The organism is Halolactibacillus alkaliphilus, assembly GCF_900115465.1.
GTDB lineage: Bacteria > Bacillota > Bacilli > Bacillales > Amphibacillaceae > Halolactibacillus > Halolactibacillus alkaliphilus.
Genome location: NZ_FOWN01000006.1, coordinates 53459 through 78850, shown reverse-complemented (window position 1 = coordinate 78850; position 25392 = coordinate 53459). Strand labels below are relative to the sequence as shown.

Annotated in this window: 20 protein-coding genes and 1 riboswitch; of the genes, 16 read left to right on the top strand and 4 right to left on the bottom strand. The window is 38.2% G+C overall.

Features of this window, described 5'->3' with window-relative positions:
• The first annotated feature begins 3 nt into the window (after positions 1–3).
• The 4 genes from BM163_RS04215 (at position 4) to thiT (ending at position 5122) form a co-directional block, all read left to right on the top strand.
• Positions 4–1617, top strand: a complete 1614-nt coding sequence (locus BM163_RS04215; RefSeq protein WP_089800571.1) for a PTS transporter subunit EIIC — start codon at positions 4–6, stop codon at positions 1615–1617.
• A 118-nt stretch (positions 1618–1735) separates the two neighbouring features.
• Entirely contained in the window at positions 1736–3061 is a 1326-nt protein-coding gene (locus BM163_RS04210) for a 6-phospho-alpha-glucosidase (protein ID WP_089800650.1), read from the top strand.
• 66 nt (positions 3062–3127) lie between these two features.
• Complete coding sequence (locus BM163_RS04205) at positions 3128–4270, top strand: glycerate kinase family protein (protein WP_170243627.1); 1143 nt, start codon at positions 3128–3130, stop codon at positions 4268–4270.
• Positions 4271–4339: 69 nt separating this feature from the next.
• Positions 4340–4447, top strand: a riboswitch (TPP riboswitch).
• A gap of 90 nt (positions 4448–4537) precedes the next feature.
• Positions 4538–5122, top strand: a complete 585-nt coding sequence (gene thiT, locus BM163_RS04200) for an energy-coupled thiamine transporter ThiT (RefSeq protein ID WP_089800567.1) — start codon at positions 4538–4540, stop codon at positions 5120–5122.
• 69 nt (positions 5123–5191) lie between these two features.
• On the opposite strand, the gene BM163_RS04195 is transcribed toward thiT, so the two are convergent.
• On the bottom strand, positions 5192–6121 hold the full coding sequence (locus tag BM163_RS04195) for an LCP family glycopolymer transferase (protein ID WP_089800565.1): 930 nt from the start codon (positions 6119–6121) through the stop codon (positions 5192–5194).
• A gap of 201 nt (positions 6122–6322) precedes the next feature.
• Positions 6323–7084, bottom strand: a complete 762-nt coding sequence (locus tag BM163_RS04190) for a helix-turn-helix domain-containing protein (protein WP_089800562.1) — start codon at positions 7082–7084, stop codon at positions 6323–6325.
• Positions 7085–7249: 165 nt separating this feature from the next.
• On the opposite strand from BM163_RS04190, the gene BM163_RS04185 reads away from it, so the two are divergent.
• Positions 7250–7945: a hypothetical protein gene (locus tag BM163_RS04185; RefSeq protein ID WP_089800560.1), complete on the top strand. Its 696-nt coding sequence runs from the start codon at positions 7250–7252 to the stop codon at positions 7943–7945.
• A gap of 246 nt (positions 7946–8191) precedes the next feature.
• On the opposite strand, the gene BM163_RS04180 is transcribed toward BM163_RS04185, so the two are convergent.
• Positions 8192–10186 carry a glycoside hydrolase family 31 protein gene (locus tag BM163_RS04180; protein ID WP_089800558.1) on the bottom strand — a complete coding sequence of 665 codons (1995 nt, stop codon included), beginning with the start codon at positions 10184–10186 and terminating at the stop codon, positions 8192–8194.
• An 87-nt stretch (positions 10187–10273) separates the two neighbouring features.
• Complete coding sequence (locus BM163_RS04175) at positions 10274–11161, bottom strand: AraC family transcriptional regulator (protein ID WP_089800556.1); 888 nt, start codon at positions 11159–11161, stop codon at positions 10274–10276.
• 477 nt (positions 11162–11638) lie between these two features.
• Here BM163_RS04175 and BM163_RS04170 point away from each other — a divergent pair, with 477 nt between their 5' ends.
• The 11 genes from BM163_RS04170 to BM163_RS04125 all read left to right on the top strand — a co-directional run bounded on the left by BM163_RS04170 (position 11639) and on the right by BM163_RS04125 (position 25388).
• Positions 11639–12928 (top strand): NAD/NADP-dependent octopine/nopaline dehydrogenase family protein, encoded by a 1290-nt coding sequence (locus tag BM163_RS04170; RefSeq protein ID WP_089800554.1) that lies wholly within the window; start codon positions 11639–11641, stop codon positions 12926–12928.
• Positions 12925–14775, top strand: a complete 1851-nt coding sequence (locus BM163_RS04165) for a hypothetical protein (protein WP_089800552.1) — start codon at positions 12925–12927, stop codon at positions 14773–14775. The genes BM163_RS04170 and BM163_RS04165 overlap by 4 nt, the downstream gene beginning before the upstream one ends.
• A gap of 540 nt (positions 14776–15315) precedes the next feature.
• On the top strand, positions 15316–16551 hold the full coding sequence (locus tag BM163_RS13975; RefSeq protein ID WP_229675486.1) for a UvrD-helicase domain-containing protein: 1236 nt from the start codon (positions 15316–15318) through the stop codon (positions 16549–16551).
• Positions 16552–16576: 25 nt separating this feature from the next.
• Positions 16577–17749 (top strand): transcriptional repressor LexA, encoded by a 1173-nt coding sequence (lexA, locus tag BM163_RS13970; protein WP_229675487.1) that lies wholly within the window; start codon positions 16577–16579, stop codon positions 17747–17749.
• Positions 17750–17956: 207 nt separating this feature from the next.
• Positions 17957–19690, top strand: coding sequence for a methyl-accepting chemotaxis protein (locus BM163_RS04155; RefSeq protein ID WP_170243626.1), 1734 nt, complete (start codon positions 17957–17959; stop codon positions 19688–19690).
• 54 nt (positions 19691–19744) lie between these two features.
• Positions 19745–20071: a DsrE family protein gene (locus BM163_RS04150; protein WP_170243625.1), complete on the top strand. Its 327-nt coding sequence runs from the start codon at positions 19745–19747 to the stop codon at positions 20069–20071.
• 303 nt (positions 20072–20374) lie between these two features.
• Positions 20375–22348 (top strand): BglG family transcription antiterminator, encoded by a 1974-nt coding sequence (locus tag BM163_RS04145; protein WP_089800545.1) that lies wholly within the window; start codon positions 20375–20377, stop codon positions 22346–22348.
• A 15-nt stretch (positions 22349–22363) separates the two neighbouring features.
• A complete protein-coding gene (locus tag BM163_RS04140; RefSeq protein ID WP_089800542.1) occupies positions 22364–22822 on the top strand; it encodes a PTS sugar transporter subunit IIA in 459 nt (152 codons plus the stop codon).
• Positions 22823–22838: 16 nt separating this feature from the next.
• Positions 22839–24185 carry a PTS galactitol transporter subunit IIC gene (locus tag BM163_RS04135; protein WP_089800540.1) on the top strand — a complete coding sequence of 449 codons (1347 nt, stop codon included), beginning with the start codon at positions 22839–22841 and terminating at the stop codon, positions 24183–24185.
• Between the two features lies 1 nt (position 24186).
• A complete protein-coding gene (locus tag BM163_RS04130; RefSeq protein ID WP_089800538.1) occupies positions 24187–24468 on the top strand; it encodes a PTS sugar transporter subunit IIB in 282 nt (93 codons plus the stop codon).
• A gap of 74 nt (positions 24469–24542) precedes the next feature.
• Positions 24543–25388 (top strand): class II fructose-bisphosphate aldolase, encoded by an 846-nt coding sequence (locus tag BM163_RS04125; protein WP_089800536.1) that lies wholly within the window; start codon positions 24543–24545, stop codon positions 25386–25388.
• Positions 25389–25392 lie beyond the last annotated feature (4 nt).

The following is a 25392-nucleotide window of genomic DNA, read 5'->3' as shown; positions in this document are numbered from 1 at the left end:
TTTATGACAAATTTTAAAAAGAATTTTCAAAGCTTTGGTAAGTCGCTGTTGTTTCCAATTAGCTTACTCTCATTTATGGCCATCTTCCTTGGATTAGCAGCAGCCCTGCAAAATCCAAATATAATTGAGCTAGCACCTTTCTTGCAAAATGAACTCTTACAAAATATTTTAGGTATGATTAGACGTATTTCAGCTTTACCGTTTGGTTATTTACCGATTTTGTTTGCGATGTCAATACCCCTTGGCATGGTCAAGCGCGATAAAGAAGTCGCCGTCTATTCAGGTGCGGTTGGCTATATAGCGATGTTAATCGGTATGAACTATTTCCTTTCATTACAAGGCTATACACCAGAAACAACAGCTATTGCACACTTAATGGATGTCGAAGGGATGAGCCAAGTAGAAGCAACATTACTCAATGCCCGCTTTACAAGTACTCTCGGTATTTTTGTCTATAATACAAATGTCATCGGTGGTATTATTGCTGGTTTAATGGGTGTATATTTACACAATAAATTTCGACAAACAGAGTTACACGCCGCGCTCACATTTTATAGTGGCAAGCGTTTTGTTCCAATTATTTCAGCACTTGTGATGGTTGTCGTGGGCATTGGTTTAACCTTTATCTGGCCACTTATAAATGCAGGTATTATCAATATGGGTGAACTAATCAGTGAGACGGGACTCTTTGGTACGTTCCTTTACGGATTCACAGAAAAGATTATTAATCCAACGGGTTTACACCATATCTTAAATCAAACGTTTAGATTTACTGCGCTTGGTGGGGTAGAAAATATTGACGGTAACTCTCTTGTTGGTGCACTACAAATCTACTTGTATCAATTAGACAACAATTTACCGTTCTCAACAGATGCAACGCGTTTCTTAGCACAAGGAAAGATTCTACACATGGTTTTTGGTATGCCGGCCGCTGTTTTAGCAATTTACCGAATGGCTTTACCTGAAAAACGTGATAAAGTATTAAAGTTTTTCTTAGCTGGGTTAACAGCTGTTATTTTGACAGGGATTACAGAACCAATTGAATTTACTTTTATTTTTATCTCACCTGTATTATGGATTGTCAATTCGATCTTCGCTGGCTTGGCTTTCTTAGTACCAGCCATGTTTAATGTAGGTATTGGTAACATTCAAGGGGGAATTATTGACTGGTTAGTATTTGGGGTTTTCCAAGGACTCGAAACAAAATGGTATATCTTTTTGATTGCTGGCCCGATTTTCTTTGCAATGTATTACTTCAGTTACACGTATATTATTCGTAAGTTTAACGTTTTAACAATTGGACGTCGTAAGACGGACTTTGAAGATGAAGAAGAAGAGTTGGAAAATGTATCAGTAAAAGAAGCTGACCGCAAAATAGCTGAAAATATTATCGCAGGTTTAGGTGGTCTTGAGAACATTATCGATGTGGATAACTCCATCAGTCGTTTGCGAGTCGAAGTGAAAAATGGCGATCTTGTAAAAGAAGATTTTTTAAAGAAATCACATCCGAATGGGATTGTTCGTCCTGATAGTCATACTGTCCACGTTGTTTATGGTGGACGGGTATCGAAAATGCGTAATATCGTTGATAACTATATGTATGAACAAAAGGCCTAATGAAAGATAAACAAACCTAAACAAAAGAAACAACGAGATGAACGGTACGTCATGTGTCTTAGGTGATGAATGTCTAGCTAAGACACATGAAAAAAATACAAGAAAAGGGATGTTGATGATGAAAAAAAATAACATTGTGCTTGTCGGCGGTGGCTCGACATGGACGCCAGGTATTTTAAAAGCAATGACGACACATTTAAATCAGTTTGCGCTAAATCGGGTCGTGTTATACGATGTTGATGCGTCACGTCAAGAAGTAATTGGTGAATTTGCGAAAATCCTCTTTAAAGAAGAGGCAAGTGATGTTGAAGTCGTCTATACAACGGATAAAGAAGTGGCGTATAAAGAGGTTGATTTTGTTTTCTGTCAGATGCGCACAGGCGGTTTTGACATGCGAGAAAAAGATGAAAAGATCCCATTAAAGCATGGTGCTATTGGTCAAGAAACTTGTGGCCCAGGTGGATTTAGTTATGGCCTTCGTTCCATTCGTGATATGGAAGAAATGGTTAGAGACGTTCGTCGCCTCAGTCCGGATGCGTGGATTTTAAACTATACGAACCCAGCAGCAATTGTTGCGTTAGCACTTGATAAAATTTTCCCGGAAGAAAATAAAATTTTAAATATTTGTGATCAACCCGTAAATTTACTCAGATCGTATTCTAAGTTAATTGATTATGATGTAGATAAGTTAGAACCAGTATACTTTGGATTAAACCATTTTGGTTGGTTCACACATATTTATGATGCGTTTGGAAACGACCGTGCACCGGAACTAAAAGAAATAATATCAAATGGTGGGTTTCGACCAGTTGATGCCGAACAGCGTGATCAATCATGGTTAGATACGTATGCGATGGTAGAAGATATGTTACATGACTTTCCTGATTACTTACCGAATACGTACTTGCAGTATTACCTCTATCCAGAATATAAAGTAAAAAAGCTTGATCCGAATTGGACAAGAACAGATGAAGTGCGAGAAGGTCGTGAAAAGAAAGTCTTCGCAGAATGTCGTCGTATTGTTGAAAATGGTACGGCAAAAGATTCAAAAGTGGTGCATAATGATGCACATGGAGATATGATGGTGGAAGTGGCAGCATCAATTGCGAATAATGAGCGCCGTACATTTATCGTGATGGTGAGAAATGAAGGAATTATCGCCAATTTACCAGATGATAGTATGGTGGAAGTAGCGGCTTCGCTTGGTGCTAATGGTCCGCATCCTTATGCAGTTGGTCATATCGATACTTTCTATAAAGGCTTAATTGAAAATCAACATGCCTTTGAGAAATTAACTGTCGAAGCATATATAGAGAAATCTTACACAAAAGCACTTCAAGCGTTAACACTAAACCGGACTGTTGTTGATGCGAAAAAGGCACGTGTCATCTTAGACGAGTTAATTGAAGCGAATAAAGGGTATTGGCCTGAATTAAAAAAATAATGAAATAATAGAGAGAGTATGGCACACTTGAGTCATACTCTTTTTACGATAGAAGGGATGATTTTTTTGAGGATTTTAGCAGCTATTGATTCATTTAAAGGGTCAATGACAAGTGAAGAAGCAAACGACATAGTAAAAAAAACATTGAAACATCATGATGTGATATGCTTTCCAGTTGCGGACGGTGGTGAAGGGACGGTTGCTGCTTTTTGTCACGTTGAACAGGGCGAATTCATAACAAAGCCAATGATAGATGTTAACGGAAAAGAAAGTACAGGTACGTGGGGATACATTAATAAAACCAAGACAGCTATTATTGAAGTGGCTGAGGGAGCGGGGATTATTCATGCGCGTAAAGATCTCTTTCATCCGCGTTATCATACGAGTTATGGTGTAGGTGAACAAATTATACAAGCACTTGATTACGGTGCACAAACAATTATTTTGGGCCTTGGTGGAAGTGCTACTGTGGACGCTGGAATGGGCATGATGATCGCATTAGGTGTTACGTTCTTAAATCATGATGGAGAGGTAATATCTGCACTTCCGGTTGATCTAAGTCAAGTAGCTAAGATTGATACATCTGGCCTTGATTCGCGTGTTAAGGATGTTTCTTGGTTGGTTGCGAGTGATGTAACGAACCCGCTAACTGGACCTGATGGTGCAACATATATATTCGGACCACAAAAAGGCTATCTTTCAAGTGAATTAGCTGAGAAGGAACAAGCGATGATCCATTTCAGTGACGTTGTAGCTTCTACATTAAACAAGTCATGTAGAGATATGCCTGGAGCAGGTGCAGCTGGTGGGATTGGCTTTAGTTGCTATAGTTTTTTTAATGCGACGTTTCAAAGCGGGTTAACATTACTTGCAGAACGTGGCTGCTTAAAAGCGCTGATAAATAAAGCTGACCTTGTTATTACTGGTGAAGGGTCATTTGATAGCCAGTCGCTTTCCGGGAAAGTACCTATTGGAATTAGTCGCCTAGCTAAAGAAGTGGGGACCCCAGTTGTTCTGTTTGCTGGTAAGATAGAAGAAGGCCTCACGTCCTTACCAGAAGAAAACATTCTTGTTACTTTACCTATTGTGAATGAACCGATGAAGTTAGAAATGGCAATGTCTGATGGGCAAAGACTACTAAAAGAAGCGGTAGAACGTTTTAGTCACGTACTTGGTCTTGGATATACACTTTACTCTAAAAGAAGCTAGAAGAGAATTCTTTTCTTGCATTTTCAGAATAGACTGATATAATCTAACTAACAAGAAAAGTAATTGAATCAAGCCTTCAAGGGGAGCTGATAATCGTCAGCTGAGAGTAAGTATCGATACTTAGACCCTCTGAACCTGTTAGTTAATACTAGCGTAGGGATGGTGGCTTTTTTGATGGCGTTTTAAGTAATGTTAGGGTCCTCCATCAGGAAGCATCCCTTGGCATTGCTTTTTTTGTTGCACAAAATTATGAAGGAGGCATTTTTGATGCAATCAAAACGCACGTTATTTTTAATTGAGGTCGCGATATTCTCAGCACTCGCCCTTATTTTAGACCTCATCCCGTTTTTATCATTTAAAGTATGGGCACAAGGAGGATCCATTTCATTTGCGATGATTCCTATTTTTATCATTAGTTACCGTTGGGGACTAAAGGGAGGTCTTTTATCGGGCTTACTGTTTGGTGTCTTACAGGTAATTTCAGGGACGGCTTGGATTGCGCACCCTGTTCAAGGCTTACTTGATTATCCAGTGGCGTTTACCGTCTTAGGATTTGCTGGGCTCTTTAAAACACAAGCGGCTCATGCACTTAAAGTTGGCGCAAGGTCAACATTCGTCAAGTGGGTAATTATTGGCGTCACACTAGGAAGTACACTCCGCTTCTTTAGTCACTACCTTGCAGGTGTTGTGTTCTTTGACTCATTGATTGACGGGATGAACATTTGGCTTTATTCATTCGTATACAATGCGTCTTATATCATCCCATCAGCTATTATTAATATTATTGCGGTCGCCTTCTTATTTAGTAAGCGCCCCGCACTTGTAAAACAACCACTTAATCACGCGGCTTAATGGACCCTAAGTAACGTGAGACAAATATAAAAGCGAGCAGGAGACGGACTCTTCTGCTCGCTTTTGTTATTATGATTCAATCATGTCTCGTACTTTGACAACTTCTTCTTCAGGAACAATGTAGTAATAGATACTGTTAATCATTGTACCAGAGCCTTCCATCTGATAGTTTTCAAAGTTTTTCGCTGTTTGGCGGTAATCTGAAAACAGTGAGGTCATGTCACTAAATGTCATATTTGTACTGACGTTATTACCTAATACGTCAAGCATAGCAGTAATACGCGTCACATTGCTAATTTTAGCTCCTTCTCTTACAATTCCTTCAATGACTTTACGTTGTCGATCGGTCCGTCCGAAGTCACCACGAGGATCTTCTTTACGCATCCGAACATAATTCATTGTCTCGTCACCTGTTAGCGTGATGTTTCCCGTCGGGAAGCTGTTCCCACCTTGTGAGAATTCGAGGTGATTGTTAACAGTAATAGGTCCAACCAAATCAACTAGCTCAGCCATACCGTCCATATTCACACGTGCAAAATAATCGATATCAATATCTAAGAAATTCTCAACGGTTGCGATCGCCATTTCAGGTCCACCAAAAGCATGGGCATGATTAATTTTATCTTCTGTTCCGCGCCCAACAATTGTTGTACGTGTATCACGGGGGATGCTCACGAGTTGAATCGTCTCTTCATCTGGTTTTAGTGTCATGACTATGAGCGCATCTGAGCGGCCAGTAATCGATGTTTCTGAATCAATACCGAGGAGGAGCACATTAATGTTCTCTTGATTGCCGATTCTTTCTTTTGTGCGCTCAACATCAATCACATCACCTGAGACTTGTTCGTGCATTTTATCATTCACATTGTTTTTAACTTCATTATATAAGTGGAATCCGTAACCGATAATTGACAACAAAATAACGGCAAGAATAATAATAGGGGTTAAAACCCACCATTTCTTCTTACTGCTTTTTTTTCTAATACGTCTTTTTTCCATATGATAACTTCCTTCTGTTTATAATTTTTGTATTCAGATAGTAAGATTATAGCAAATATATACTAATTAACAAGTAATAATATCGTATTCTCATTAAAAATTAATGAGAATGGGTCCCCTTTAGGGTGTCCTTATGGCATCCCCTTCCTCAAACATTCGTGAGAATGTTAGGTGGGGGTAGTTCAATGTGATTCATTAAACTCACCCTGTTTCTTTCTTACGATAATCCGTTGCGGTCATGTTGACCCATTTCAAGAAGTTCCTATTAAAGGTCCGTAATGTGTCATAGCCAGATTGACGGGCGATCTCTGAGATGGTGAGTTCAGAATTTTTTAATTGATCTAAAGCGAAACCTATTCGGTACTGATTAACATAATCGGTAAATGACATATTTGTCATTTGTTTAAATAAGAGTGACAAATAAGTATAGTCGTACTGTAATATATTTGCTGCTTCTTTAAGTGAGCAATGGCCATTGTAGTGCGCCTCAACATAGAGCAGAACATCGTATAAAGCAGTCGTATTTGTAGAACGGTTATGCGGGATAAAATCGGTCATACTTATGAATCTGCTAATAAACTGGTATAAAAATGCTTTTTTATGATAGACGGTCTTACACTCAGCTAAATCAATATCAAGTGGGAAATTGATCACAGGGTACGCGGCAATTTCGCCTTTATATTGTTGATCAAAATCACTAATTAACTGTTGTGAGAATAATAAGACGGTCATTTTCGTCGTTCCAACGGTTTGCATATGGTGCAATTGATTGCTGTGAATAAAGATCGCTTGTCCTGATGTTAGCCGGTAATATTGATTGTCTAAAAAGACATCGACAGCACCTGAATCAACAAATAACAGTTCATATGCTGGGTGAAAGTGTGGAGGGAATTGAAAGTCTGTCACGTCATAATGAATAAATGTCGCAGGATTTGATAATCCGTGTTTTTGAAAGAAAACCATGGTGTTTGCCCCCGTCAAGATTGTTTAAAGCCGTCATTTTTAATTATACTACAACATAAATCAATTATCGACAGACGTTGCTTTTAAAATGATAAATGACTAGGCACATGTTTCGTAACATGGTAGTATAAGGATAAACAGGAACAAGGAAAGAGGGTGATGGTTTTGAGAGATGTTGCGCAGTGGTTAAGCAATCAAACATTTTTAATAACAGCCAGTTTATTCCTCATGGTGATTATTTTTATAAGTATCTCATTTGGTCGTAAGCTCCGTCAACTAATTTATTACCGACAAGTAGACGTCGTAGGTGAGCTAAATCAGACATATCAATCTTTACTGGATGAACCTCTCATTGAATGCAGTCAATCAGTAACGTTTGTATCACTAAGAACATACTTACTTGACCAAGCACCTGCTGTTTATCAAGGGGATGTTCATTCCTCAGCTGATGCCCTTAAATTTGTGAAAGATTCAACGTGTTATTCTATACCAAAAGAGCATATTCATGCCTTTTTATATCATCTGTATTTGATGCATACATATATAAAGAAACGCCGGGTAATGACGCCTAAAGTGAAACTGCTCATTGAAAACGAGGACGCTTTCTTACTTTTCAATTTGCTCGAGAGGAATCAGTGGGACCAGTTAACTGACGTGTGCCAAAAAGATCAATTAGCACCTTTAGTTTATTTAGCGGTGATGCGTGTGATCAGGGACTGGGATTCATTAAATGTAGAATCACAAGTAGCGCTTCAAGTCATCATGAAAGATTATGGGCGTGGCGGATTTGAAAAGCTTGCCATCTATTTACCTAAAGGGGAGCAGCATCTATTTAAAAAATTGGCCAAACGTTTGAGATAGGCATAAAAAGTGCGTTTGATCAAAGAAAAAAAGAAACATCTAAGTTAAATAAAGGAAGAGAAAAGTATGGCTCGAGTCAGCGACTCGAGCCATACTTTTTTATATTTTGATCAGGGGTTTATGTTTTTTCAATTTATTCAAATGTAGACTTAATAATATGTCTAATTTGTCAGTTCTTGAGTGAACACTGCTTAGAATAGCACTTATCGCTCACCAACTGGCGTAGCAATGAATGCTCAAATCAAGTTAAACTAGGCCGATAAGGTAGTGTTGTTTACCGTCACGTAAAAAGATTGGTAAAGTGTTGATATCAGCAGTTACCTCCAACCACTGTCCGCCTTCAAATATATCACCCGTGTGTGCTTCGGTCCATGATGAGCCACTCGGTAAAAAGACTTGACGCGTCGTTAGATATGCTTCTACTATCGGTGCAACCAATATATCTGGACCATACATATATTGTGTAGCAAGCTCCCAAGCCACTTTTTCATCAGGGAATTCATAAAACATTGCGCGCATAACTGGCGCACCAGACTGATGCGCATCTGCCATTAGCTGACGAGTATAATCACGCATCGCTTCACGAATATGAATGAATTTTTTCATAATTTGATAATTATCTTCCCCATAACTCCAAATTTCATTAGGTGCTCCTGTCCATTCGGTTGGTTCACCGTTAGCTTTGAAGAGTTCCTCATGCGGGATTCGGCTGCCATGTAAGCGCATAACAGGACAAAATGTGCCGAATTGGAACCAGCGTATGAGTAAGTTTTGAAAATCCTTATCATAAATATTACCACCATGAAACCCGCCGATATCGGTTGTCCACCAAGGGATACCAGATAAGCCCATATGAAGACCAGCCACGATTTGATTGCGGAAATCTTCATAGGTTGAATGGATATCGCCGGACCAAATGAGTGTGCCATATTGTTGACTTCCCACCCACGCACAGCGCACGAGATTAATGATATCGTTTTGCCCTGATTTTTTTTGTCCTTCAAAAAATCCTCGAGCGTATTCTCTTGGGTATATATTACCTACTTGGAGCACACTGCCTTCAAAATAGCGGTAATTATCAAAGTCATACGTAGTGAATTCAGGTTCAGCTTCATCTAACCAAAATAATTTAATCCCATGTTTCCCATAGTTTTCATAACATTTCTCCCAGACATACTGCCTTGCTTGAGGATTCGTGGCATCATAAAAAACATTATTTCCATGAAAACTCATTTGAACATTGAGTCCGCGATCTGTTTGAACTAGTAAGCCTTTTTGGTACATTTCTTGGAAATTTTCGCTTCGCCAATCGATTTGAGGCCAAACAGATACCATTACTTCCATACCATATGACTTTAGTTCATCTACCATGGCTTTAGGGTCTGGAAATGCGGCTTCATCAAAACAGAAATCACCACAGCGTGGCCAGTGATAATAATCAATGACAAACACATCAACAGGAATGTTGCGTCGATGATATTCTCGTGCTACTTCAAGCACTTGCGCTTGATTATGATAACGTAATTTACATTGCCAAAAACCTAGTCCATATTCAGGCATCATTGGAGCCCGTCCTGTAACAGCACTATATTGTTCTTCTATTTTTGCGGGAGTATCTCCAACAGTAATCCAATAGTCTAACTGTTTTGTGCTATCAGCTCGCCATTCGGTCGTGTTATTGCCAAAAGATACACTACCAATGGCGGGATTATGCCACAGGAAACCGTAACCAAGACTTGAGACATAAAAAGGAATGGACGCTTGCGAGTTACGATGAGCCAACTCAATGTTGCAGCCTTTTAAATCTAAGATGTCTTGTTGGTATTGGCCCATACCGTATATTTTTTCATTTGGATTAGCTTCAAATGTTGCTTTTAAATGAAAATCTCCACCAATATGTGCTTTAAAGAATCGCGCTTTTTTAACAAGGGCACCTCCGCCATTAATTTCTTTTAATATCGGTTCTTTTTTATCGTTATAGAAAGTAATAACAGCGGAGCTGTTCCAACCTCTTGTATCGATTACGGCAGAAATTTGACCATTCGATATTTCTGCTACTTCATCGTCTATGTTGATCGTTGCAGATGTTTTTTGTAGAAGTAATGCGTGACTATTTAAATCTAAAGGGCCATTAGGAACAGATGTAACGCGAAAACTACTTTCTCCCCAGCTAGTGATGCGCAGCGTCTCACCGCCGTTATGGTACTCTAAAAAATCATGACCGTGTGTAAAAAATGACATTGTACTCCTCCTCCAATTGTTTGTAAGCCTTATTATAAAGAGGAGGACGAATTAAAGCGTGTAGTTTCATGGCAAATACTATTAAAATCATGTCACTTTACGGTATTCTGAAGGTGTCATGCCCGTCACTTTTTTAAAAACGATGGTGAAGTAGTTACTACTTGTAAAACCAACATCTAAAGCAATTGTAATAATAGGTAAATCACTGTTTTTTAAAAGTTCCATCGCACGATTTAACCGGAATTGTGTTAAATAATGTATCGGTGTAGTGTGAAAGGATTGTTTAAAAAAACGACAAAACTGTTCCTTACTCAATGATAAAACATGGGCTAAATCATTTAGGTTAATGTCGTCTTGATAGTGATCACCTATAAAGGTAAGAATTTTCTTTTTCCTATCCTCATTCAAACTTTTCGTAAATGCTTGCGTTGGGTCTTCTCTTTCTCTTTCAAGAAGAAAAAATAGCATCTGAAAGAGATAGCCCTTCATAGCAAGTTCAGCATAGTGGTGATGGCTATGATAACATTCTTGAAACGATTGGAATGATTTTTTCAGGGCACCGTGAGTATAATCACCGATATTTAGTATGTAAGTAGAGTGAAAGGTATTAGTTAAAAACGGATCGAGTTGTGTCGTTTGAATTTTATCGACGCGTTTACTGGAGATAAAATCCGGATGAAAAACAATCGATGAAAAACAAGCTTTTTTATCTTTAGAGAGGTAGGCACCGTGGATAATGTTAGGTGGAATCAATACCATCGTATGCTCTTTAGCGGAAAAAGCCACTTCATCAACTACTAAATCAATTTCGCCTTCCGTCACATAAAACAACTCCGCTTCATCATGCCAATGATTATGAAAAATGAGTCCTTTTTCAGTGTGTGTAACTTGGTGATACAGTTGTAGTGGGAAATTGTCGTTTCCGTGTTGCGTGCGCTCTTTAAATTGTAAGAAGTGTTGACTATCTTTTTTCATCGTCTTTTAACCTTTCTGACAGCTTCTTTTTTTGGTTATTGAGCAGTGAATCGTGCTCTATGCTTAATAGATAAGTATAAAGCACGGTTTAGATAATTAAAACAATATCTCTTGAAAAAGTCTTGGGATTTTTCAGATTTATTCAAATTTTTAATGATAATGAGACGTAAAATCAATCGTATCAAGCCTTTTAAACCGGAAGGTTTAAAAATAAGAAAAATGCCGAAAAGTTTTGCTATTCTTTTTTGATTTGAGGTGCTATAATCATTTTGATATAAATCGGTAGAAGTGATATGAGGCTAGTCATATCAGTCGTGATACCGGTTGCAAAAAAACGAAAATGGAGGTGGAGATGTAAGGGAAGAGAAAAATAAAATAGCGTCGGATGTGTTTGTTAGGCCATCCGCGACACACGTTTTTTGATGGGGCATGCCTCATCTTTAATGGCTACTATAATAGTTAGAGGAGAAGAAAGATATGAAGATTGGTATCCATTCGGTAAGCTCGCAATCGGGACGTGCTTTTTTAGTCGATATGGTCGAACAAGGTCACAGCGTATACGGATACGCTAGACCGTCAGAAAACGGGACATGTTTTGTTGAAGCTATCCAGCAACAACGAGGCATTTATTTAGAACGTCCAGAAAATGAACAACACGAAATGTCACATTTAGTTCAGCTTGGTCCAAAAGATGTTGGACATGATTTACAAGCACTGATTGCTGACGCTGATGTTATTATTTTAGCTCACCCTTCACACTTCACTCAAAGTTCAATTAAACAATTGGCAGATGCAGGTATAAAAAATAAACGTATTCCGATTATTCTTTCACCATCACGTACATTTGCGGTACCTTATTTATGGTCGATTTTAGGTGAAGATTATCCGTTCGTTTGTTTTTCTACTAACCCCTACTCATGTAAAGCACCGAGTGCGGGGAGTGTGTACATTAAACGACGTAAAAGAAGTTGGCTCGTGTCACTTGAGGGTGCCTTTACTAAAGAACAAATCGCGAATATTCAGAGCTTATTTCCACAGGCATTACTTAATACACTGCCGGCGACAACGTCGATCGGGAATATTGGCGCGATTTTCCATCCAGCTGCCTATCTTTTAAACTACGATGCTATTAAGGACGCAGAGAGTAAAGGTGAAGGCTACTCATTTTATATGGAAGGTATATTCGGTAACAAGAAAGTCACAGCTCATTTAGAAGCGATTGATCAAATTCGGTTAACAATTGCAAAAATATTAGGGTTAAATGTATTTGGATTAAAAGATCAACCAAATGATGAACGATTCCAAGAGATTATGAATCATTTGCGTGATAAAGAAGAAGAGATTGATGATATTGATCAACTTCGTCAAGTACGTCATGATTATTTACGAGAAATTAATGACTCAATTTTATCAGCTCAACATTGGCTTGCCTATACGTATGATGTTAAACGTGATCCAAAAGAAACATTAGGAGAGACAATTGGACGGACGAAGACGTATCAACAACGCTCCGTTCCGCAAAGTCGATACGTTGAAGAAGATGTCCCGACAGGGCTTGTGCCACTAGCGGCCATTGGCGAACGATTAGGACTCGATGTCACACCTATTAAGGACATATTAGCCCTTTATTTTCGCTATTATCGCCGTATTGAAACAGATGATTGGCGTGATTTAGTTGATTTTCCAACGGATTATATAATTCGTTACCTATCTGGTGATTGCTTTAAAATCGTCGAACCAGACAGAGAATTAGAGGTGGTTTCATGAAAGCATTATTTATTGGGATGACACTCGGCTACGACCCGCATACGGTTGGTCTTCATAAAGCGAGTAAGGTGGCACGTCAAGTAGGTTTGGCGGTTGAGGTGTTGCCACCACAATTAACAAACGAAGAAAAAATACAGGTCTTATTAGAAAAAGATCCGAAGTATATTGGTTTAAGTTATCGCTTATCAAAAGATAAAGCGATGGAAGAATTAACAAAGATGCTGACCCTTTTAGAACAACAGGGCTTTTTCAATGACCCCAAGCGAAAAGTGTGTTTTGCAGCGCTTTATCCTACGCTTGATGAAGTCGAAAAAACAGCTTTAGTTGATGCGTACCCGTTAACATTGATTGGTTCGCATAAAGACATTGTTCTCCGGACAGAACAAACACTTAACTTCTTAGAGGTCGAAGAGGCTTCGCTTAGAGACGCTGTCATAGATCAAATGATCCGAGAATTTAAACCTGAAGGCATTGACTTACTTGATCAATTAGCTTTAGACGTTATTAAAGATGACGATTATTTGAATGAACCAGGGCGAGTAAAACCAACGGATGACGCATTGAATCACTTTCCCATTCGGATGAAGGAAACAGACTTACCACTCATTCGTACCCATTTTGGTATTCCGGGTGATACGATTGAACCGACAGTTGAGGGGATTAAAAAATTAGCGCTACATGGCGCGGTTGATGAAGTGTCACTCGGTTCGAGTGACTTGTCACAGCGTTACTTTGGTGATCACTCAGCTTTTAAAACGATGAAAAATGATGGCGGGGTACCGTATAAAGATGTCGCAGATTTAACAGCACTATATGAAGCGTCGCGTATGGGTAACTACCCTGCAGTTAAACCTTATGCCCATGTAAAAGATTTGGTGCCCTTTGTTGATACGTGTTTAGAAATCGGTATGTTAAAAGGCGCACACCAGGCCGTCCCACTGTTTTGGTTTAGTGAATTAGACGGACGTGGCCCCTTAAGTGTAAAAGAAGCGATCAAAGAACATAAAGCGACGGTTAAGTATTTAGCTGATCAAGGTATCCCAGTAGAAATGAACGACCCTAATCAATGGTCTTCCCGCTTTATTCATGACACGCTATTTGTCGTGGACTACGCACTGATCGCAAGTGTGATGTACACAGCGGGTGTGAAAGATATGATTTTCCAACATCAATTCAATAAGCCAGCTGAAACAGGGGATTTCGCTGATTTAGCGAAAATGACAGCGGCTAAACAAGTGATTGAGTGGGTCAGACCAAAAGGCAATACGAGTCAAATCTATATGGAAGCTCGAAGTGGCATTGAACATTTTAGTACTGACTTAGATATTGCAAAAGTACAATTGGCACGAACAACACTGCTTCAAATGATGTTTAATCCGGATGTATTCCACTTAGTGAGTTACTGTGAGGCACATCATGCGGCGACGGCAGATGATGTGATTGAAAGTAGTCAACTTGTTCGCCGGGCAGCGAGGTTGTATCATGAACATAAAGAAAAATTGTTGCCTTACTTTGAACATGACGTTGTGAGAAACCGTGTCGACTATTTATTAGAAGAAGCGCGTGTTGTGTTAGTAGAAATCGCAAAGTTATCACGTCATTATCGTGAGGGCATGGCACTTAATGAGTTGGCGCTATGTTTAAGTGATGAAGAAGCTTTAACAAAAGCTATGGAACAAAAAATAATGACCGCACCAGGCATCATGCATCCAGATTTTAAACATCCAGAAATGTTGACGAAGCCTTCGCGCTATGGTTTTATTGATGTCTACAACGATTGGGAAGATGAAGCGCCATTAAGAGAAAAAGCGCGGTTAAAACAACTAAAAGTCAGTCAGTGTAACTAATGATAAGGACAAAAAGGCACACGGACAGGTAAAGGCTACTGAACAGTTTGTGATGTGCTTCATGTCCGTTTAATTAAAATCAAAAAAAGACGACACCGTATTCATATTTTCGAATACATGTGTCGTCTTTTTGTTGTTTTAATTCACATCCTCGCACCTGTTATCCCTTAAGTTTTTATATGCTTTTCACAATCACCAGACGCACCCGTTTGATTTAAGACTACATGCTATTTTTGTTTGCTTTTTTAATGGAGAGGTGACTGGCTAAAAGTCATAGATGTCTGCTAGTCTATTAAACTCAAATCCAGCCACTTTTCTGACTCTTTTAGTGCTAACCGGATCAGCGCGGGTCTTATTTATCGTTTTAGAGTGAGAAGCCACCTTCTTCAAACATTCGTGAGAATGTTAGGTAGGGGTAGTTCAACATTTTAAACAAAGAAGAAAGACTAAAAAAGATGACAAAATCCGCAAAATAGCCTATATATATATGGTAAAATAGGTCGTATGAATGTATAAATGACTTTGATGGAGGCACGTGCAATGAAACTAAACGTCGAACAACGTAAAATTGTCGAATTAGAACCACAAGGACATCTGGCTGTTAAAGGTGTAGCTGGATCAGGAAAAACAAGTGTTGCGATTCGACGAGTGTCCTTTTTGAAGGAACATTATTGTTTCGAACCAGACGATCGCATTTTACTTGTTACTTATAATAAAACATTGCTTAATTTTATTCATTATCAATTTAATCAATTATCTGAAGAGGAGACCTACGATTCGTTTTTATCGGAACATAAAACAGATGTTACCATTACAACGATTGATAAATTAATGTATCGTTCTTTTAAAGCGAGAATGACGCGTTTAGGTTTACAATTAAAAACGATGACCAATCGCCGCCAATTATTAAAAGTAATGAATCATGCCCTTTACGACATGAAAGATAATTATAAAGATGTGACGATTCTTAGCCCGAAGTTTCAAAACTTTTTACTTGATGAAATTCATTGGCTAAAAGCATGTGATATTCAAGATCTTAACGTCTATCAAGAAATTGATCGGATTGGAAGAGCAACAGGAAGTAAAGGGATGCCACAGAAGTTGCATAAAAATTCAGAAACGCGCGAAGCGATTTTTGCACTGAAGGAACATTATGACCGTCTGATGTTAAAAGAACAGTGGGTGGATTTTCCGACAATCAATCTGATGGCTTTAAGAGAAGTAGAGGAACATCCACCTGAAGGCTACACACATATTATTATCGATGAGAGTCAGGACTTAACTAAAGTCCAACTGATGTACATTACACATGTTCAAACGGATAAGCCACACCAATCGATTATGTTCGTCGCAGATAATACTCAGAGTATCTATCATTTAAGTTGGCTAGGTAAAGGGCGAGCGTATACCACAATTGGATTTGATATGAGTGGTCGGGCAAGAACATTATCAAAAAACTACCGGACAACGACTGAAATTTCAAAAGCTGCTTATGGTCTTATTGAACATGATGAAGCGATATTGAGTAATGTTGATTTTGTCAAACCGGCCCTTATCGATCGACATGGTCATGCACCTATTTACCGCTTTTTTAAGGACCATTCGTCTCATTTAGTATTTTTAAAACAAGAAATTGAATCATTGATCGGTGAATATCAATACAAAGACATTTGTATTGTCGCAAAAGAATCACGGTTTTTAGAAGATATTGAGCAGTACTTATTATCAGAAAAAAATTCCAGTCCATCAACTCAAAGTTCAAAAACCCGATTTTGAGAAAGACGCTGTTAAATGCTTAACGATGCATTCGATAAAAGGGCTTGAATTTAAAGTGATCCTACTTGTCAATCTAGATGATGGAATTATACCAAATTATAAATTTGCTGATATTGATGATGAAGATACTGTGAGAACAGAGGAGCGCAAGCTTTTATACGTTGGTATGACGCGTGCGAATGATTTGCTTTATATGACATCAGTAAGAAAACCATCAGAACTTATAAAGGAACTAAATCCGCAACATCTAAGGATGTACCGTGACCGGAAGTTACACCCTTATCGAACGCTATCTATAATGGATTATCGATTAACTGATCAGGTGTCAGATTTAAATAGTAAAGAAGAGAAAGTCAGACAATGGGTTATAAAAGAACTTATTGAAAGTTATCAGTATCCAGATGTTTTACTTGAACTTGAGTATCCTGTCCAACAATTTTCTAAACGAGGGTATGTTGATCTTGCAGTCAAGATTCATCATAACGGACAAGAGCGTCCCTATATCTTCATAGAAACGAAGGCGTTTGGTGAAAGTACTCAAGATGGCTTACAACAATTAAAAACATATATGGAAGCAAATGAACATGTTAAATATGGGGTTGTCACTGATGGCTTAGAAGTTATTTTGATAGACCGACACGGTGACAGCGTATCTGATATCCCTGCTTGTCAACCACAATTTTATCCGGCAGAAGATAATTATTATTGTTATCATAATTTCAGGCAACAGAAAGTATATGACATACTAGAAAATAAGGATGATACTAAAATAGTAAGTGTTATAGACCGAGAAACCCAACTGGCTTCCACAGAACCTTTAGTTGATATTCCTATTGTAGGAGATGTTGCTGCAGGTGTTCCTATAAGTGCGATTGAGTATTATTCAGAAAGTTGTTTGCTACCTAAAACATTTGTCATAAGAGAAAGTGAAAGCTTCGCACTCACAGTCAAAGGTGACAGTATGATTAATGCAGGTATCGCGCCTGGAGACATTGTCATTGTGCACCGGCAACAAACAGCAAATAATGGGGATATTGTTATTGCTGTGATTGACCAAGAAGCGACAATGAAGCGCTATAATCCGATGGGAAGTCAAGTGATTCTACAATCGGAAAATCATGCTTATGAGCCTATTTTGATGGATAGTCGAGATGTTCAGGTTAATGGTAAAGTGATCGGTGTATTTAAAAGAAAATAATGATAAAACAGATTCGGTCATGCGTCTTGTGCTAAATCTGTTTTTTTCTATTCGCATATGAAGAAAAGGTCGTGAGCCTTAAGTTGTGAACAAAAAATGACATTTCCATAAAAAGTATAGTGAGAGGACATTAATTGTGATAAAATGAACAAGGTTTTCCTAAATATAAGAAAAACAACCGAAATAAAGAAGGGAATGAATATCAATATGCGTAGTTTGAAACAGAAAATGTTAGTACTTTTTGGTACGTTGACGTTGATTATAATGATCGGGGTGACGGCAATAAGTTATCAGATAGCGTCTAATCAGTTGGAAGAGATGTATTTAGATCAAGCATTAAATGAAACGTTAAACGCAGCCGAGTTGTTTTTAAATTATCGGTTAAATGACAGTGAAGATGCACCGTCGGATGTGTTGAATATAACAGACGTAGGCCAAGACACCATCACAGCTGCGCTTGACGTTCTCAGCCTTCAACTTGACCGAGTCTTCACGTTATTTGATTATAACGGCACAACATTCACTAGACGATCGACAAGTATTACGGATGATGATGGTCAACGTATTGTGGGAACAGAGCTAAATAATCAAGCGGTTGAAAATCAACTCTTAAATAATGAGCATTATCTAGGGGAAGCGGTGATTGCAAATCATGACTATTATACAGCCTATCGGCCGGTATATAATCAATCGGGTGAACTCATCGGAGCGCTCTTTGCAGGTGCACCCAAAGAAGACATTGATCAATTAATTGCGTCTTATTTAGAGCAGCTATTGCCAGTCTTTATGTTGGTCGGTGGTGTAGCGATGGTGATCATGCTTGTTGTCGTCTTTTTTGTGTCACAATCATTGATTGGGCCGTTAAATGAGTTAAAAGAAATAGCCACGCATATTGGAAAGAAAGATTTAACCGTGACAGTTCCAGCTAAATATCAACAGAGAAAAGATGAAATGGGCGCCATTTCAGCAGCATTAATGGAAACAACAACCGCACTAAAAACAGTGATGCAGTCCATTCAGGTATCATCTGATAAGGTTGCCGAGGCAGCCAGTGTTGTCAATGTCAATACAACACAAACAGCTAAAGCATCAGAGGACGTTGCACGTGCGATGAATGAAGTGGCAGAGGGTGCGCAAGCGCAAGCACAAGGAATAGAATCAGGCGCAGAACAAGGGAATTTACTCGGAGAAAAAATTGATCAAAACGCTACAATAGTCATGGAATTAATGAAATCAAATGACCAAGTTCATCACGCAGTGGGTGCAGGATTAACAGAGATTGGTGAGTTGGTGAGTTTATCAAAACAGAGTGAACGAGATACCCAAGCGATTGCAGAGAAGATTAAGAAAACAAATGACAGTGCTACAGATATATCTAAAGCATCACAAGTCATTGCCAGTATTGCCGAACAGACGAATTTACTAGCTTTAAATGCTGCGATTGAATCAGCACGTGCTGGAGAAGCCGGAAAAGGCTTTGCGGTTGTAGCGAATGAAATTAGAAAGCTTGCTGAAGAGTCTACTGCTTCAACAGCGGATATTGACGATATCGTGATGAATCTGCAAAAAAGTACAACGGACGCTGTTGAGAAGATGACGGACGTCTTAGCTAACTTTACCAAGCAATCAGAAAAAATCCAGCACAATAAAAAACAATACGACGCAATCAGTGCAGCTATCGAAACATCAAAACAACATGTCAACGCCCTTAAAACATCGGGAGAAGACATGCGCCACTATAAAGATGACATCATTGCCGTATTAGAAAATCTTTCTTCCATTGCTGAGGAAAATGCCTCATCAACTGAAGAGGTATCAGCTTCAATTGAAGAGCAAACGGCTGCACTTGACGAGATCAAGTCACTTGGTGATGTTTTACTTGCTTTATCGGGTACACTCGATGAAGAAGTGAACCAATTCAATCTAGACGAAACGCTATAAGTCGCATCTTTTGTGTATTCGCGTTACAATGGAATGTGATAGGGGGAATAGATGATGAGACGTGTGATTTTTCATATTGATGAAATGGAAAAGTGGCAATTAGCCCTAAACAATGCGAACAACATGATTGACTATGCGAATGAAGAAGTGATTATGTTAGTTAATGGCCCGGCGATTAGCGGTCTTACAAAAACGAGTGAAGTCAGTGATAGATTACGCCATGTGCTGAAAAAAGAAGTAAAAATAAAAGCTTGCCTTGTTTCCTTGACGAGCAAAGGCTTAAGTCAATCAGAATTAGTTGAAGGAATAGAAACAGTGCCCTCAGGCGTTGTCTATTTAAGTGATCAACAGCATCACGGGGCAAGTTATATCAAACCTTAGAGTTAATAACCTTCTTGGGAGAGAATTGACGTACTTATATAAGTGGAATGTTTCTTAAGAACGTTAAGAAAACCCAAAAAGAACGGACGCCAAAAACGGCCCTTCTTTTTGGGTTTTTTCTTATGAAAATGTTGTATAATGAGTTGATTTATATAGTTTTTTATAGCTTAAACAGATTGATATAGTTTAAAAGGAACGATGCGTCTGATTGTCCTTCCACATTAATGTGGAAGAAACATGTCATGGTTAATAAAGAAAGCGTTTACTATAATTAAGTTGTAAAAAGATAAAGGGGAAATCAAAATGAATAAAATTAATTCTCGGAGATTTGATCTTTACAAAATGTTAATGGAGGAAGTAGACTACCGGCCGGCTAATTTCTTTAGTAACAAATTATCTGTTTCTACAAAAACAATTTATGATGATGTGAAATGGTTGAATGTATTAATGGATGATTCCGTTTGGATTGAAAAAATTCCAAGAAAAGGTTTAATTCTTAATGGGTCAAGCCAATCGAAATACCTGTTTAAAAAAAGTTTGCTTGAACACTTATCCCCGAATTATACATCTTTTTCACCAGAGGATAGACAAAGAGATATTATGAAAAGGTTACTTTTAGATAGTGAACACATGACATATGAACAATTATCCATCGATTATGTTGTGAGTGTGAGCTCATTGAGAAAAGATATTGAAGCAATTCAAACGTTTTTCCAGGGTAAAGATGTAAGGCTAATATCAGATCATTTAGGGACGAGAATGAGTGGCGATGAAAAAGACATTCAGCACGTATTAAAACAGTATATATTTTCTTTACTAGATTATAAGTCGATTGGAGACATATCTAAAAAAGAACGTGTATTGGAGGAAATTGCGACGCTCTTCTTTTCTGAAGAAATCATTCACCATATTAAAACGACCTGTGACAATCTTTTATCTATGACAGGTCGCCCGTTAAATGACTACTATAAAGATTCATTATTTATCAGCTTGTTGATTTTCGTTCAAAGACGTTGCAATAGTTTTAGAATAAGGAAGAAAAAGCAATTATTTATGGAAAATGCCACATATATGGAGTCTTATTTAATAGCTGTTGAATTATCACAGATGCTGAATAAAGAGTTGAATCTAAAAGTGGATGAGAATGAGGTAGAGTATTTAAGTGGTTTACTTTTTGCGCATGATATTAAGCCAATCAAACAAGTCGCACAAGCAGATGCTGAAATGATTGAGCTCGTTACACAGTTAATTAAAAAAATGAGTCATATGTTGCAAGTCGATTTACAAACGGATGAACATCTTTTAGACGTTTTAATTGCGCATATGACAACGATGATTTATCGATTGAAAATAGGGGTTACGTTAACGAATCCGTTGCTTGAAAGTGTCAAACGTCAGTATAACGTACTTTTTAACATGGTGTGGTATTTATTAAACGATGTTGAAGAAACGTACCACATTCAATTGAATGACCATGACATATCTTTTGTAACCATACACTTTCAAGTAGCTATTGAGAAAAAGATTCCGACGAATAGAATACTCATCGTATGTGAAAAAGCATTAGCAACCTCTGAATTAATTTACAACAAAATTAAACATGCCCTACCAGCAACAACGATGATTGAAACCATTTCTTTGGCTGATTTTTATGAAAATACGTTAGATGAGGCAGATATGATTATTTCTTCCATACCACTATCCTATGATAAACAAAAGGTCATCTACGTATCACCATTAGTGACAGCGTCAGAAATGAGAGAAATCAAACAAAATTATGAGGAATTAAGCGAGAGCAAGTCCACTTTAATGCCTGTTTCGATAAAATCAAGAGGGAAGTTAGCAAAATTTATAACGCCAGACTTAGTTTACCTTAAAGAGACGTTTTTATCCAAAGATCATATCTTAGACTTTTTTTCAGAAGAAGCTTGTAAAATGGGGCTTGTCACAAATGAATTCAAGCAGTCACTCTATGAACGAGAGGCTATGGGTGAGACAAGTTTATACACAGGCGTTGCTATTCCACATGCCTCTTCGCATACGTTAAAAGCATCTTTTTTGTCTATCATAACATTACAAGATTGCATTCAGTGGGGGACAAACAAAGTCCAGTTAATTATTTTTATCGGTGTTGCAGAGAAGGACTTAGCAGAAATTAAGCATGTCTTTGCGGAACTATATCAATTGGTTGAGACAAAAGAAAATGTGAAAAAGATGTGTGCAGTGACCGATAAAAGGGACTTATTAACATTTATTAGTGAAAATACGCATATATAGATTGGAGTAAGTGTTATGTTATTTGATAAACAAATCATCCTATTGCAAAAAGATAAAGTGGACACAAAAGAATCCGCGCTCAACATGTTAGCCAATCATTTTCAAGCTGAAGACTTAGTAACAGACCAGTTTATAGAAAGTGTGATGACAAGGGAGGAGCATTTTCCGACTGGTTTATATGTTAATCATATCGGTATTGCGATTCCACACACGGACAGTGATAAGGTGAAGCAATCACAAATTGGTTTTATGTCGTTAAAAAAACCTGTACATTTTAAGGCAATGGATGGCTCTAAAGAATTAGTGCCGGTTCAATTAATTTTCATGTTAGCGTTAAAAGAGCCAGCTGAACAGTTAGACATATTAAGAAAATTAATGGATGTATTTCAAAAAAAAGAAGTACTAACAGCTATGCTCGCCTGTTCAAATATAGAGGACTACTTAAGCATTATTCGGGATCAAAAACTTATCTAGTATAGGAGGAATTTACATGTTAAATGCATTACAGTGGTTTGTTGATTTAGGAGCAACAGTCGTGTTACCGATTCTTATTTTTGCTTTTGGACTTATTCTAGGTGCAAAACCAGGAAAAGCATTTATTTCTGGTCTTAAAGTAGGGATTGGCTTTGTTGGTTTAAATCTTGTCATTGGCTTATTAGGTAATTCGCTCGGTCCAGCGGCACAAACAATGGTTGAAAGATTTGGTCTTAGCTTAACGACGATTGATGTTGGATGGCCAGCAGCTGCGGCGATTTCATACGGAACTATATTAGGTAGTTTATCAATTCCTATTGGTATTGTCATCAATATTCTTTTACTCGTGTTCGGTTTAACCAAAACGCTTAATGTCGACATATGGAATTTTTGGCATGCTGCATTTGCTGCATCACTCGTTTACGTTGTAAGTGGTAACTTTGCTTTAGGTCTATTCGCAACAGCTGTTTATTTTGCAATGATTATTTTATTAGGGGATATGATTGGTCCTATTATTAATAAGTTTTATGGTTTCCCTAATATTACTTTCCCACATGGGACGTCGGCCCCTGGGTTTATCTTTGCTGTGCCGATGAATTGGTTGTTTGACCGTATCCCAGGCTTTAGAAATCTAGAAGCTGATCCTGAAACAATCCAAAAGAAATTTGGTATTTTTGGTGATACGACCGTGATGGGATTAATGATCGGGCTAGTTATCGGTGTTTTAGCTGGCTATGATGTGGGTGGTATTGGTGAACTTGGTGTTTCGACGGCTGCGGTCATGATTTTAATGCCAAGAATGGTATCGTTACTTATGGAAGGGCTTACGCCAATATCAGAATCTGCGACAGAATTTGTAAGAAAAAGATTCCCTGGAAGAGAGTTATATATAGGAATGGACTCAGCATTGTCTGTTGGACATCCTGCTGTTTTATCATCCTCACTTTTACTCGTTCCTATTACGATTGCTTTGGCTATTATACTACCTGGTAATACAACTTTGCCATTTGGTGACTTGGCGACAATTCCTTTTGTTGTGGCTTTGATGGCGGCTGTTTTTGGTGGTAATATCATTCGAACGGTAGTAGGTGGTACTGTTTATATGGCTTCTATTCTTTATATTACGTCATGGGTTGCACCATTAGTTACAGAAGCAGCAATCGCGTCGAATTTCGATATGGCAGGGAATACGAGCATTACAGCAATGGCAGAAGGCGGTCTTTGGACAACGTTAATGTATGTGGCAGCATCTGAACATTTAGGTTGGATTGGTATTGGCGCCATCGGTATTGTAACGATTATGGGCTTATATTATGTAAATAAACTAAAACCACGCCGCTCTATGGCAGAAGGAGAAAAGTAAAATGAAAAAGTTACTTATTATGTGTGGAACTGGTGTTGCTACCTCAACGGTAGTCACAGGGAAAATTAAAGAATGGTTAAAAGAAAAAGACTTAGATAAAGAGGTGACGCTATATCAATCAAAAGTAGCTGATGAAATGAATAAGATTGATGATTATGATGCGATTGTTACAACGACTGTCGTTCCAGATAAAATAAAAGAAAAAGTCATCAATGGTGTGCCGCTCTTAACTGGTATTGGTGCTGAACAAGTGTATGACGCGATTGAACAAAAATTAAAATAAGGGATAAAAGCGACAACCTGTTCCAAAGACACGTTGTCGCTTCAAGTAACCGTTAAAGAAACGAGGGATGCTAAGTGATTGTTAATTCAAGTGCGTTGTTTAAAATAGCAAAAGAAAATAACTATGCCATTCCGGCGACTAATTTTATCGATAGCTTAACGGCTAAAGTATACACTGAAACAGCAGAGAGTCTAGGGCTGCCACTAATTCTTGCCTACGCTCAATCACATCAAGACTATCTAGACTTAGAAGAAGCAGCTTGGATTGGACACTATTACGCAAATAAAGCAAAAGTGCCGATTGTTTTGCATTTAGATCACGGAACGGATTTAGATTTCATAAAAAAAGCAATAAATTTAGGATTTAATTCGGTCATGTTTGATGGTTCTTCTTTAAACTATGACGAGAATGTTCGTTTAACAAAACAAGTTGTCGACTACGCCCATGGATGCGGTGTAACAGTTGAAGGTGAGATTGGGCACGTTGGTTCGAATGCTGTCTCTTACGAGGGTGAAAGTAATGATGATTCACACTATACAGAGGTAGAAGATGCATATAATTTTATTCAAGCAACACATGTCGATGCTTTGGCAGTGTCTATAGGGACCGCTCATGGTCAATATGTTGGAGAACCTAAAATAAATTTTGAACGCCTTCATGACATTGTTGAAAAAGTAGATGTACCGCTGGTGCTTCATGGCGGGAGTTCATCTGGTGATGCTAACCTAAAGCGATGTGCAAAAGAAGGCATGCAAAAGATAAATATCTTCACAGATTTAATTGTTGCTGCACATAAAGAAGCACAAAAAGATTCTCTGCATTATATGGCATTAAGGGAAAATATGAAGAACGGGTTAAAGCAAGTGCTAGTCAATTACTATCATGTTTTTGAAACGAAGCCTGTTAAATGGGAGGTGTAAGCCG